Source organism: Stenotrophomonas sp., assembly GCF_032099025.1.
Classification (GTDB): domain Bacteria; phylum Pseudomonadota; class Gammaproteobacteria; order Xanthomonadales; family Xanthomonadaceae; genus Stenotrophomonas.
Genome location: NZ_DAMCID010000015.1, coordinates 17,155 through 30,064, shown reverse-complemented (window position 1 = coordinate 30,064; position 12,910 = coordinate 17,155). Strand labels below are relative to the sequence as shown.

At 68.8% G+C, this 12,910-nt stretch carries 11 protein-coding genes; 5 read left to right on the top strand and 6 right to left on the bottom strand.

The features are described from left to right. Positions 1 to 327: 327 nt before the first annotated feature. Positions 328 to 1,209 (top strand): peptide chain release factor N(5)-glutamine methyltransferase, encoded by an 882-nt coding sequence (gene prmC / locus RT456_RS12065; RefSeq protein ID WP_313346890.1) that lies wholly within the window; start codon positions 328 to 330, stop codon positions 1,207 to 1,209. A gap of 69 nt (positions 1,210 to 1,278) precedes the next feature. After that, entirely contained in the window at positions 1,279 to 2,223 is a 945-nt protein-coding gene (pip, locus tag RT456_RS12060) for a prolyl aminopeptidase (RefSeq protein WP_313346888.1), read from the top strand. Positions 2,224 to 2,381: 158 nt separating this feature from the next. Here the strand turns inward: pip and RT456_RS12055 are convergent, their stop codons facing one another. Beyond that, the gene (locus RT456_RS12055) at positions 2,382 to 3,266 is read right to left on the bottom strand and encodes a LysR family transcriptional regulator (protein ID WP_313346885.1); all 885 of its coding nucleotides are present in this window, start codon (positions 3,264 to 3,266) and stop codon (positions 2,382 to 2,384) included. Between the two features lie 107 nt (positions 3,267 to 3,373). On the opposite strand from RT456_RS12055, the gene RT456_RS12050 reads away from it, so the two are divergent. Then, entirely contained in the window at positions 3,374 to 4,804 is a 1,431-nt protein-coding gene (locus RT456_RS12050) for an MFS transporter (RefSeq protein ID WP_313346882.1), read from the top strand. Between the two features lie 138 nt (positions 4,805 to 4,942). Here RT456_RS12050 and RT456_RS12045 read toward each other — a convergent pair whose 3' ends face one another. Genes RT456_RS12045 through RT456_RS12030 form a run of 4 tightly spaced genes read right to left on the bottom strand, consistent with a single transcriptional unit; the run spans position 4,943 to position 7,802 of the window. Continuing rightward, complete coding sequence (locus RT456_RS12045; RefSeq protein ID WP_313346879.1) at positions 4,943 to 5,737, bottom strand: N-formylglutamate amidohydrolase; 795 nt, start codon at positions 5,735 to 5,737, stop codon at positions 4,943 to 4,945. After that, entirely contained in the window at positions 5,730 to 6,281 is a 552-nt protein-coding gene (locus RT456_RS12040) for an NUDIX hydrolase (protein ID WP_313346876.1), read from the bottom strand. The genes RT456_RS12045 and RT456_RS12040 overlap by 8 nt, the downstream gene beginning before the upstream one ends. Beyond that, a complete protein-coding gene (locus RT456_RS12035; RefSeq protein ID WP_313346873.1) occupies positions 6,278 to 7,225 on the bottom strand; it encodes a 5'-3' exonuclease H3TH domain-containing protein in 948 nt (315 codons plus the stop codon). The genes RT456_RS12040 and RT456_RS12035 overlap by 4 nt, the downstream gene beginning before the upstream one ends. Before the next feature lies 1 nt (position 7,226). Then, positions 7,227 to 7,802 carry a nitroreductase gene (locus tag RT456_RS12030; protein ID WP_313346871.1) on the bottom strand — a complete coding sequence of 192 codons (576 nt, stop codon included), beginning with the start codon at positions 7,800 to 7,802 and terminating at the stop codon, positions 7,227 to 7,229. 331 nt (positions 7,803 to 8,133) lie between these two features. Here RT456_RS12030 and RT456_RS12025 point away from each other — a divergent pair, with 331 nt between their 5' ends. Both RT456_RS12025 and RT456_RS12020 read left to right on the top strand, forming a co-directional pair. Beyond that, positions 8,134 to 10,440 (top strand): DUF1631 domain-containing protein, encoded by a 2,307-nt coding sequence (locus tag RT456_RS12025; protein WP_313346869.1) that lies wholly within the window; start codon positions 8,134 to 8,136, stop codon positions 10,438 to 10,440. Between the two features lie 791 nt (positions 10,441 to 11,231). Next, positions 11,232 to 12,314 (top strand): NAD(P) transhydrogenase subunit alpha, encoded by a 1,083-nt coding sequence (locus tag RT456_RS12020; protein WP_313346867.1) that lies wholly within the window; start codon positions 11,232 to 11,234, stop codon positions 12,312 to 12,314. Positions 12,315 to 12,487: 173 nt separating this feature from the next. Here the strand turns inward: RT456_RS12020 and RT456_RS12015 are convergent, their stop codons facing one another. After that, positions 12,488 to 12,910, bottom strand: coding sequence for a DUF3106 domain-containing protein (locus RT456_RS12015; RefSeq protein ID WP_313346864.1), 423 nt, complete (start codon positions 12,908 to 12,910; stop codon positions 12,488 to 12,490).

Sequence of the window (12,910 nt, the reverse complement as noted above, 5' to 3'; positions counted from 1 at the left end):
ATTCCTCTTGGTGAAGGGCATGGGTGGAGCGACCAACACAGGTTAGCGGCTCCATTCCCATAAGGACAATCCATTGATTCCATCTATGCAATAGATACAGTCTATTGAAAAGGCCTGATCGGTAGATGAACATCAATGGCTATTTCAACCAGATCCTTTATGCCGCAAGGGTTTTGGCAAAATGACCGCTGACAGCAGCCGATAGTTTTTGCTTATCCGGGCGTTGAACAGGCTGAACAGCCGCGCGCGGGCCGTGGCCGTCGCGACCTTCGGTCGCAGACCGGGCGTTGCCCTACACTGCCGCCCCACTATTGCCCGGACCCGCCGATGACCGCCGCCCCGCAGGAGATCCGCCAGCTGCTTGCCGATGCCGCCCGCGACCTGCCCGGGGTGGAGGCGCGGCATGAGGCCGAACTGCTGCTGCTGCACGTGCTGGGCCGCGACCGCAGCTGGCTGTTCGCGCATGCCACCGACCCGGTCGACGCCGACATCGCGACCGCCTTCCATGTGCTGCTCCAGCGCCGAACGGCCGGCGAACCGGTGGCGTACCTGCTCGGCCGGCGTGGCTTCTGGACGCTGGACCTCGCCGTCAGCCCTGCCACCCTGATTCCCCGGCCCGAGACCGAGCGGCTGGTGGAACTGGCGCTGGACCGCCTGCCCGGCGACCAGCCGCTGCGGATCGCCGACTTGGGCACCGGCAGCGGTGCCATCGCGCTGGCGCTGGCCAGCGAGCGGCCGCTGGCCCAGGTGCTGGCCACCGACCTGAGCGCGGAGGCGCTGGCCGTGGCCGGTGCCAACGCCCGCCAGCACGCGCTGGGCAACGTCGGCTTCCGGCAGGGTGGCTGGTATGCGCCGCTGGCGGGCGAGCGCTTCGATCTGATCGCCAGCAATCCGCCGTACATCGCCAGCGACGATCCGCACCTGGCGCGTGGCGACCTGCGCTTCGAGCCGGCCACCGCGCTTGCCTCGGGTCCCGACGGGCTGGATGACATCCGACAGATCATCGACGGCGCCCCCGACCATCTGCGCCCGGGCGGCTGGCTGCTGCTCGAGCATGGCTGGGACCAGGGCGGGGCGATCCGCGCGCTGCTGGACGCTCACGGCTTCGTCGATGTCGCCACCGAGGTGGATCTGGAGCAGCGCGACCGGGTCAGCCTGGGCCGGCTGCCGGGCACGCCCGGCGCCGGCAGCCGCCGCGCGCAACGTTAGAATGAAGGCCCGCAGCGGGGCATGGCCTGATCGCCGCTGCGGCCGTTCATTCCACATGGAGTCACCCACATGCGCACGCTGTATCCCGCCATCACCCCTTACGACGTCGGCAGCCTGAAGGTCGACGACCGCCACACGCTGTACTTCGAACAGTGTGGCAACCCGGACGGCAAGCCGGTGGTGATGCTGCACGGTGGCCCGGGTGGCGGCTGCAGCGACAAGATGCGCCAGTTCCACGACCCGGCCAAGTACCGGATCATCCTGTTCGACCAGCGCGGTGCCGGGCGCTCCACCCCGCACGCCGACCTGGTGGACAACACCACCTGGGACCTGGTGGCCGACATCGAGACGCTGCGCGAACACCTCAAGGTGGAGCGCTGGCAGGTGTTCGGCGGCAGCTGGGGCTCGACGTTGGCACTGGCCTACGCACAGACCCACCCGGCGCGCGTGACCGAACTGGTGCTGCGCGGCATCTTCATGCTGCGCCGCTGGGAGCTGGAATGGTTCTACCAGGAAGGCGCCAATCGCCTGTTCCCCGACGCGTGGGAGCACTACCTCGCACCGATCCCGGTGGTGGAGCGGCATGACCTGATCTCCGCCTTCCATCGCCGCCTGACCAGCGACGACGAAGCCACCCGGCTGGCAGCGGCCAAGGCGTGGAGCGTGTGGGAAGGTGCCACCAGCTTCCTGCATGTCGACGACGACTTCGTCAACAGCCACCAGGACCCGCAGTTCGCGTTGGCGTTCGCCCGGATCGAGAACCATTACTTCGTCAATGGCGGCTTCTTCGAGGTGGAAGAACAGCTGCTGCGCGACGCGCACCGCATCGCCGACATTCCCGGTGTGATCGTGCACGGCCGCTACGACGTGGTGTGCCCGCTGCAGAATGCATGGGAACTGCACAAGGCGTGGCCGACGTCCACGCTGGAGATCAGCCCGGCCTCGGGCCACTCGGCGTTCGAAGCGGAGAACATCGACGCGCTGGTGCGCGCGACGGATCGTTTCGCCGGTTGATCCGGCGTGCCGACCAACGGTCGGCACCTGCCGGCGTGTCGTGGCGCCACCAGCCGGTAGGCCACGAAAGGAGCGGCGCAGCCGCGAGTAACGTCGCATCGCGACGGCCCCCAAGGGGTGCACGGCAACGCCGTGCATACCGTTGGTCGTGGCTGGCGTCACCAGGTGCCGGCGGACAATGCCTCCGCCAGCACCGTCAGTTTCGGAGACGCCTGCCGCGACGGTGGATACACCAGCGACAGCGCGCGGGTGCGGCCCTCGAACGGTTCCAGCACGCGCTTCAGGCGTCCGTCCGCCAGTGCGTCGGCCACCGCGAAGTCCATGACCTGCACGATGCCGATGCCGGCCAGTGCACCTTCCACCAGCGGATCGCCGCTGTCGAACACCATCCGCGCCGGCGCGGTGAACTCGCGCAGTTCGCCGCCTTCGCGGAACTGCCAATCCACCAGCCGGCCGCTGCGCAGGTTGCGCACCGCCAGGCAGGCGTGATCGTGCAGGGCATCGACCGTAGCCGGCGCGCCGTGCCGGGCGATGTAAGCGGGTGATGCCACCGTCACCCAGCGCAGCGGCCGCAGCGGCCGCGCCACCAGGCGCACGTCGCTGATCGGACCGGTGCGCAGCGCGGCGTCGAAGCCTTCTTCGGCAAGGTCCACCAGCCGGTCGTTGAGCACCAGCTCGAACTGCAGGTGCGGGTAAGCCGCCATCAGCGTTCCGGCCAGGGGCACCAGCACCTTGCGCCCGAACATCGACGGTGCGGTGACCTTCAACACGCCCGACGGCGTGCACGGCCGATCGCCCAGCCGGCGCTCGGCATCTTCCAGTCCGCACAGCAACGGCGTGCAGTGCTCCACGAACTGGCGCCCGTCCGGGGTGAGGCTCACTGCGCGCGTGGTGCGGTGGAGCAGGCGCACGCCCAGCTCGGTTTCGAGGCGACCGATCGCGCGCGACAGCCCCGACTGGCTGATGCCCAGCTGCCCCGCGGCCGCCGTGAAGCTGCGCGCTTCGGCCACCTGCACCAGCATGCGCACGGCGTTGAGATCCATGGCGGTCTCCGATTGATGCGAAAATGCATGACAGAAATCGAAGTATCCGGGTTTATTTGTTGAGCGTCATCAATGAGACTGCCCGCCTCCCCCTCGCACCGACCGGCATGACCCACTCTCCGTCTTCCTTCCCGCCGCGCCTGGCGCTGACCCTGCTGGCGATGGCGCAGCTGATCATTGCGCTGGACGCCACCATCATCTTCGTCGCGCTGCACGAGATGGGGGTGCAGCTGCAGATCAACGCGCAGCAGCTGCAGTGGATCGTCAGTGCCTACACGGTGGCCTTCGGCGGCTGCCTGCTGCTGGGCGGTCGCGCGGCGGACCTGCTGGGCCGGCGCCGGGTGTATCGCACCGGTATGGCCGTGTTCGCGCTGGCCTCGCTGGTCGGCGGCTTCAGCGACAGCGCTTTGCTGCTGATCGCGGCGCGCGCGGTGCAGGGCATTGGCGCGGCGCTGTTGTTTCCCGCCACGCTCTCGCTGATCAACACGATCTACGCCGAAGGCGCGCCGCGCAACCGCGCACTGGCGATCTGGTCGATGGCCAGTGCCGGTGGCCTGGCGCTGGGCACGCTGCTGGGCGGCGTGCTGACCCAGAGCTTCGGCTGGTCGTCGGTGCTGCTGGTGATCGTGCCCTTCGCCAGCGCCTGCGCGGTGCTGGGCGGCTGGTGGCTGCCGCGCGACGCGGCGGTAACGCGCGGACGTTCGTTCGACCTGGCCGGCTGCATCACAGTGACCGTGGGTGGCAGCCTGCTGGTGACCACGCTGGTGCAGGCGCCGGAATGGGGATGGTTGGCACCACGCACGCTGGCCTGCCTGCTGGCTTCGCTGGTGCTGCTGGCCGCGTTCGTGGTGATCGAACAGCGCAGCCGCGACCCGTTGATGCAGTTCTCGCTGCTGCGCCTGCGCAGCCTGCGTGCGGCGATGCTGCTGACCATGGTGTTCATGAGCAGCTTCGGCGTGCAGTACTACTTCCTGGCGCTGTACTTCCAGGACGGGTACGGCTGGACCGCGCTGCAGGCCGGGCTGGCGTTCCTGCCGCCGACGCTGGTGTGCACGTTCGGCATACGGATCAGCGAACACATGCTGCGCCGCCGTTCGCCGCGCCAGGTGCTGGCGCTGGGCATGGGCGCAGGCGCGCTCGGCATCGGCGCGGTAGCCGTGGCGTTGCCGTTTGGTGCCACCTACTGGGCGCTTTTGCCGGGGATCGTGGTGCTGAGCATCGGCCAGGGCATGACCTGGACGGCGATGTGGATCGTGGCCGGGCAGGGCGTGCCCGCCGCGCAGCAGGGCGTGGCTTCGGGCATGGCGGCCACGGCGCAGCAGATTGGCGGTGCGCTGGGGTTGGCGCTGCTGGTGATGCTGGCCAACGCGGGACGCGCCGCAGGTTCCGCCGGCACCGGCCCAGAGGCATTGCAGGGCCTAGTGAACGCGCAATACGGCGCGGCGCTGTTCGCGCTGCTGGGGGTGGGCGTGGCAGTGTGGTTGCGGCCGGAAAAAAACGCTGCGCACCCGCAGGATGTCCTGGAGCCGACTGGGTAGAGCCGACTGTTAGTCGGCTGCCGTCGGCGGGGTGTTGGGTCATTGCGCGGAGATCAGCCGACTAACAGTCGGCTCTACCCCGTCGTTAGCCCATCGGTACCCCGTGTGGGCCCCCCGTTGGCGCGCACCCCGTCGGTTTTATCCGCGCACGGTCTCCAACCGCGCAAACACGCGCGCCAACCGTTCCGCCCACGCCTGCTGCCCTTTCGCGTCCGCAATCAGGTCCTGGCGGATCTCCAGCTCCACATGCAGCAGGCCACGGCCTTCGCCGTGCACAGGCACCGCGTAATCGCTGGTGCTGCTGACCGAATACGGTTCGTTGTCGCCCACCACCAGGTCGCCTTCATCGTGCAGCGCCTGCAGCAGGGCATGCGCCAGCCGCGTGTCCTGGTGGTACAGCACGCCGGCATGCCACGGTCGCCGCACGTCGTTCATGCGCGGGGTGAAGCTGTGCATCATCACCAGCAGCGTTGGCCGGTTGTCGTTGGCGCGCGCGTCCAGTTCCGCCGCGATGCGCGCGTGGTACGGCGCGTGGATCGCGGCGATGCGCTGCTGTCGCTGTGCATCCGACAGCCCCGCGTTGCCGGGAACCACGGTGTGGTCGCTGATCTCGGGGATCAGCGTTGGCGACGCCAGCGGGCGGTTGCAGTCAATCACCAGGCGCGAATAGGTCTGGGTGATCGCCCACGCATCGAGCAGGCCCGACAGCGCGGTGGTCACGCCGGCGATGCCGATGTCCCAGCCGATGTGGCGATCGCGTTCGGCCTGCGCCAGGCCCAGCTCCGCCAGTGCCGCCGGGACCTGCTGTCCGGCGTGGTCGGCGATCAGTACGAACGGCGAGCGCCCGTGTGCCTGGTGCACTGTGAACGGTGCGGGGTCCGCGGTCCCCAGCAGCGGTGTGGCATGCAGCGGGTGGGCCAGCGCATCAGCCACGCGGGGTGCCGTCCAGGTGGTGCTCGATCATCCACAGCCCCGCCCACAACTTGGCATCGAGCTCGTAGCCCTGGCCCATCTTTTCCACCAGCCACGCGGCGGCGCGGGCGCGTGGCACCTCATGCACGATGATGTCCTCGCTGGCATCGCCACCGCCCTCGCCAACCTTGCGCAGGCCGGTGGCGCGCACGAAGGCGATCTTCTCGCTGCTGGCGCCTGACGAGGTCGGGCCGATCATCAGCACCTCGGCGTGCGCGGCGGTCCAGCCGGTTTCTTCCTCAAGCTCGCGCACCGCCGAGTCTTCGATCGACTCGCCCGCATCGACGTCGCCCACCAGCCCGGCCGGCATCTCGATGGTGCTGGCCTGCAGCGGCACGCGGAACTGCTCGACAAACAGCACGTTGTCTTCGGGGGTCACGGCGATGATGATCGCGGCCAGGCCACCGGCGTGGGTGCGCTCGCTGTATTCCCAGGTGCCGCGCACGACCATGCGCTGGTACTTGCCTTCATAGACGATCTTGGGGGCTTGCGTAGTGGGGCTCATGCGAACTCGCTGGAAGGGGAAGAGGCGTCGGACAGGCCGGCGGCCGTGAACAGCCGGCGACGGGTCAACGGACCGAAGCGCAGCGCGTCGCACAGGCCCTGCAGCATCTGTGCGTCGGCAGTGGAGCGGCTGAAGTCGGCCTGGGCCGCGTCGAGCGGCGCATCCAGCGCGATGGTGGTCAGCTGCCGCCACAGCAGCGCATGTTCGCGCTGCTCGCGCAGGCGCACGGCCATCTGGGCGGCACCCCGCAGGCGCAGGAACGGCACTTCGTCCAGGCGTTCATACAGGGTGTCCAGGCTGCCGAAGTGGGCCAGCAGTACTGCAGCGGTCTTGGCGCCCACCCCGGTCACGCCCGGGATGTTGTCGACCGCGTCGCCACACAGCGCCAGGTAGTCGGCGATCTGGTGCGCGTGCACGCCGTGGCGCGCCTTGACCCCGGCCATGCCCCAGCGCTGGTTGCGCGCGTAGTCCCACTGCTCGTCGTGCTCGTACAGCAGCTGGGACAGATCCTTGTCGGCGGAGATGATCACCCCGCGCATGCCGGCGTCGCGGCGCGCGTGCAGCGCGCTGCCGATCAGATCGTCGGCCTCGTATTCGTGGTGGGCCAGTACGGTGAGGCCCAGCGCCACGCACAGCGCCTTGCAATGCGCGAACTGGCGGCGCAGCGCATCGGGGGCCGGGTCGCGGTTGGCCTTGTAGGCGGCGTAGAGCCCATGCCGGAAGCAGCTGTCCAGTGCCTCGTCGAAGGCAATGGCGATGTGCCGCGGGCGCTCGCGTTCCAGCAGGTCGAGCAGGAAACGGGCGAAGCCGTGCACCGCATTGGTGGGCCAGCCCTGTTGGTCCTGGAACTCATCCGGCATCGAATGCCAGGCGCGGAACACATACAGGCTGGCGTCGACCAGGTACAGCGGCTGGCGTGGCGGCGGAACGGCAACGACCGACATCTCAGCCCACCCAGTCCTGCAGCAGCGCTGCCGGGTCGGGACGCTCGCGTTCGGGTACGGCGGTCTTGGGCGTGCCGATGTGGATGAAGCCGGCGATGCGCTCATCGGCGGCCAGGCCGAGGTGGGCATGCACGGCCGGGTCGAACGCCATCCAGGCGGTCAGCCACTGCGCGCCGAAGCCCAGCGCCTGTGCGGCCTGCAGCAGGGCGAAGCAGACGCAGCCGGCGGTCATCAGCTGCTCCAGCTCGGGCACTTTGGGGCTTGGCGTGGGGCGGGCGATGACCGTGATGATCAGTGGGGCGTGCGAGAAGCGCTGCCGGTCCTTCTCCACCTGTGCGTCGGAGGCGATGGGATCGCGCTCGCGGCTGCGCCGGGCCAGGAACTCGCCCAGCTGCGCTCGGGCATCCCCGGCGATGCGCAGGAAACGGAACGGCACCTTCTTGCCGTGGTCGGGCACGCGCACCGCCGAGGCCAGCATGCGCAGCAGCGTTTCCGGGTCCGGTCCGGGCGCGCCCAGTTGAAGGGCGGGGACCGAGCGGCGGGCGTCCAGGGCGTGCAGGGCAGGGGAGTCGAGCATGGGATCTCAATAGGCGTCGCAGTGCCGTTGATTATAGTCGGGGCAGTTTGTGACACGGACTTGGGCAATCTCTGGTCCATTTGCGACAAAGCGTGATGAACCGCACTTAATTAATGGCAATCCTTCACGTCGCTGTACTCGCTTCCCAAGGGCGCTGGCCTTACGATACAAGGCCTGCCGGCGCCCGGGTCATGAGGTTCAAAGTGCGGACTGTTTCACTGTCCCTGACCGGTGGGCCGTCCTACCATCCGTGTGCCGGTGTCTTGGGGACGCCCGTACCCGTTGTATCCATGTTGCATTCTGTACCTGCGAAGGTGGGGAGCCTTCTCGCATGAACGCCACGCCCAACGTACCAGGGCAGCCGGGTCGTGACCCGGCGCTGTTGAAGCTTGCGCGCGAGGCCGCCCTTCCCGGACTGGTCGAGTCGTTTGCGACCGTGCTGGCACGCTTTGACGATGTGCTGTTCGACCGTGCCGGTACCGCTGGCGCGTCGCAGCTGCTGTTCCTGGATGGCATGCGCGAGCTGCGCCGCCGCCGGGACGACATCGTGGGCGGGTTCCGCGGTCATCTGGGGCGGGCCTGGGAGGCGCTGGAGCGCGGCGAGCCGCTGTCGGCGGAAGCCACCCTGGCCGGCCAGGTCGAGGACGGCCTGAGCCTGGTGCCCGAACACGTGCTGGAATCCCGCCTGGCGGTCCGCAACTTCGCCACCGTGCTGCTGCGCGACTGGAAGCCGGTGCTGGGACGGCTGGACCGTCGCCTGGGCTGGATCGCCGGCGGCCTGGAACTCACGGCAGACCTCAACCCGATCAGCCCCGAGCATATCGGCGTGGCGATCCACGAGGCCTTCGCAGACTGTGAACTGGCGCCGGAAGTGCGTCTGGTCCTGATCAAGCTGTGCGAGCGCGACCTGCACGCGCCGATCGGCAAGCGCTACGAGAAGCTCGACGAGCAGTTGGCCGCCGCCGGGGTGATGCCGCAGATGTCCGCGCCGCGCCGTCCTGCCCCGCGGCCGCCGACGGCACGCCAGGAGCTGGACGAGCTGGTCGATGCGCTCGATCCGGACGCGCAGAACGCCGACGATGCCGCAGCGCCCGCGTGGGCACGGCGCTTCGCGGACCGGTGGGCGGCCAGTCGTGGCCGCATGCAGTCCGCGCAGGCCGCGCATGAACACGCCGACGGCGGCGACAACCTCAGCGGCAACCAGGGCATGCTGCTGGAGGCGCTGCACGAGCTGCTGCAGCAGACCCGGCACGTGCGCGAGGACGCCACCTCCGCCGCCAGCGTGGCGGTGGGGCAGCAACGCCCGCTCAGCCAGCGCGAGATGATGTCGGTGCTGTCGCTGCTGCAGGCCACGCCGAGCGCGACGCTGCGCGCGGCCATTGGCGAAGATGGTGAATCGCTGGCCCAGCGGCTGAAGAGCGAAGTGCTGTCCGGAGCGACCCGGCTCGGCGTGGATCCGGCGCAGGCACGCCTGGACCCGCAGGACGAGGACGCGATCGACCTGGTGGGCATGCTGTTCGATGTGATGCTGGACGAACGCGACCTGGAGGGCCGCTCGCGTGAGCTGATCGGCCGGCTGGTAGTGCCGTTCGTCAAGGTCGCCATGCTCGACCGCCGCATGTTCGTGCAGAAGACCCACCCGGCACGCAAGCTGCTCAACTCGCTGGCCGAGGCCTGCGAAGGCAATACGGGCGAAAGCCAGGCCGAGCGCGTGTTGATGGGCAAGGTCGAAGAGATCATCGAGCGCCTGGTGGCCGAGTTCAACGAGAACCTGGCGATCTTCCTGACGCTGGAAGAAGAATTCCGCGATTTCCTGACCCAGCACCGCCGCCGCATCGAGATTGCCGAGCGCCGTGCGGCGGAGACCCAGCGCGGCCAGGAAAAGCTGGAGATGGCGCGCACCCGCGCGGCCATGGAGCTGGACTGGCGCATCGACGATACGGCGCTGCCGCAGGCCATTGGCGAGTTCCTGCGCCAGCCGTGGCAGCACCATGTGACCCTGACCGTTCTGCGCGAAGGCGACGACGGTCCGTCGGTAAGTGAGGCGCTCGCGCTGGCCGATGGGGTGCTGGAAGAAGTGTCCGAGGCGCGCCGGCAGATCGTCGGCAAGCCATGGCTGCAGGCCTGGCAGCCGGCGCTGCGCAAGGTGTTCGCCAGTGTCGGCGTGCATGCGGATGCGGCCACGGCTGCGATCGATACGCTGCACGACACGTTGCAGTCCATTGCGGAATCGCGCCCGGAACTGGAGCGCGCGCTGCCCGAGCTGCCGCAGGTGGTGCTGCCCGCGCCGCCGGCACCGGAGAGCGGTGGGGTGGAACTGGGCAGCAAAGTGGATGTCAGCGATTTCGATAATGCCGACGCCGACCGCTTCCGCGGGCTGGAGATCGGCAGCTGGCTCGACTTCGTCGACAAGGACGGCAAGGTCCAGGCCGGCAAGCTGTCCTGGGTGAGCCCGATCTCCCAGCGCCTCCTGTTCGTCAACCGCCGTGGGGTGCGCTTCTGCGTGGCCTCGCCGGAAGAGCTGGCCGTCATGGTGCGCCTGGGCCGCCTGCGCGCGCACATCGACGACGGCGCGTTCGACAGCGCCATGCAGGGTGTGATCGATCGCCTGGACACCAAGGGCGCTACGGTTCACTGAGGTTGCGTTCAACGTCAACGTCCGAAGGCAGCGTTTCAGGTGCTGCGTGCTGGGGCGGCCGTCGGGTAGCCCCGCTCCGGGACACGCCGTGAACCGCCCTCCGGGCCCCGGCCCAACCGCAAGCGGTTGTGCGTTCAGTCGCACGCGAGGTATGCCTCGCAAGCAGTGCGCCTTCACCCATGGGGGCTGCTAGAAAACATCCATGTTTTCTAGCGTCCCTCCGGGGGCTACCCGACGGCCGCCCCCGATGGATGGCCGCATGCGGTAAGGAAGAGCAGACACGCAACAGAATCATGCCCCGTTGATGCGGATACCCCTGGGCGCGTGGCGACGCGTTCATCGCGATGGCGCACGCCGGTCATAGGGCGCGGCGTGTCCCTACGCGGTCCCGTCATCGCGTGGTTGCGAGGGCGATGTAGGGTCGGTTCCGGAACGACTGCCATTGCACATTCCCCGCCCGATAACGCATTGAATTGATCGAAATCGCTCTCGACCATGGCCACCGACCCACTGTCAAAGGCGGGTCGGGGTGGGTTTGCGGGGGCATGAGCCGCATGGATGCGGCGACTGAGCTTACATGGACGTACTTGCAGCGTCCCCCGCAAACCCACACCGTCCCGCCAACTCCAGTGAACCGCTGGCTACAGGCTGTCCGCCCAAATGCATGATGCTGTCGGCCAACGGCCGGCACGCTCGCGACGCCGGATTTCACGCGGTGCGTCTCGCGGAAGGGCTCCGTAGCCGATCAATCGGGTTACGATCCCCTCACTTACCGCTGCTCGGGGACATGCATGGCTGTCGAGGTGTTGGGGGTCAAGGAACATGCGCCGGGCGAACGGCGCGTCGCGCTGACGCCGGAAACGGCGCGCAAATTCATCGCGCTGGGTGCCTCGGTGTGGGTCGAACCCAGTGCCGGTACGCGCGCCGGCTTCACCGACCAGGCGTATCTGGACGTCGGCGTCCAGCTGGCGGACGACGCCCGGCTTGGCCAGGCCGATATCGTGCTGTGCGTGCAGCCGCCGGCAACGGCGCGGCTGGGCCAGCTCAAATCCGGTGCCAGCCTGGTGGGCATGCTGCATCCGCAGGCCGATGCCGGGCGCGCCGGGATGATCCAGTCGCGCGGGCTGCAGGCCTTCCCGCTGGAGCGGTTGCCGCGCACGACGCGGGCGCAGTCGATGGACGTACTCAGTTCGCAGGCCGGCATGGCCGGTTACAAGGCCACGCTGATCGCCGCGCAGTTGGCGCCGCGCTTCTTTCCGATGTTGACCACCGCCGCCGGCACGATCCGGCCGTCGCGGGTGCTGGTCGTGGGCGCGGGCGTGGCCGGGTTGCAGGCGATCGCCACCGCGCGCCGGTTGGGGGCGCAGGTGGAAGGGTTTGATGTGCGCCCGGAAACGCGCGAGCAGATCGAATCGCTGGGCGGCAAGTTCCTGGATCTCGGTGTGAGCGCGGTGGGCGAGGGCGGGTATGCGCGGCCATTGACCGAGGAGGAGCGGGCGGAGCAGCAGCGTCGGCTGGGCGAGCATCTGCGGCTGGTCGATGTGGTGATCTGCACGGCGGCCGTTCCCGGACGTCCGGCGCCGAAGATCATCAGCAGCGCGATGGTGGCAGGCATGCGCCCGGGCAGCGTGATCGTCGACCTGGCCGCGGAGACCGGCGGCAACTGCGAGGCCACCCGTCCGGGTGAAACGGTGGAGGTGGGTGGGGTGACCGTGGACGGTCCACTGGACCTGGCCAGCATGGGCGCGGTGCACGCGAGCGAGATGTATGCGCGCAACCTGTACAACTTCGTGGCGCTGTTCGTGAAGGACGGTGCGCTGGCGTTCGACTGGGACGATGAGCTGCTGGCGAAGACGCGGTGGATTGCCAATTGATACCGCGCAGCCACGCAGGGCGTGGCCTTACGGACGGGCGGCGGTAGATCCACGCCCTGCGTGGCTGCGCCGCTCTACGGATGGCCGGCGGTAGAGCCACGCCCTGCGTGGCTGCGCCGCTCTACAGATGGGCGGCGGTAGAGCCACGCCCTGCGTGGCTGCGCGGAGACGGATCACCGTTTCGGCGGCAGATCCTTCACCGGATTGGCCTTCAACCAGTCCTGGCGCTGCTCCGGGCTCATGCTCGCCCAGCGTTCGCGCAGGGCATCGCGCTGGGCCGGGGTCATTCCGCGCATCTGCGCGAACAATGCGCGGGCCTGTTCGCGCTGCTCCGGGCTCATGTTCTCGAACCGGTGGCGGCCGCGCCGGGCCAGCTCGCGCTGCTCGGGCGTCATGCTCTGCCAGCGTTGGCCGTGCTGCAGCATGCGCTCGCGCTGCGGCGGGGGGGCATCATTCCAGCGGTCGCGCACGGGCGCGATCAACGCCTCGCGCTGCTGCGGGGTCAGCCGGTCCCAGTCGGGCAGTGCCGGGTTCTGCGCCCCGCTCGTCGCGCTCAGCGACACCAGCAGCAACGCCAGGGTCAGTTGCAGTTTCAT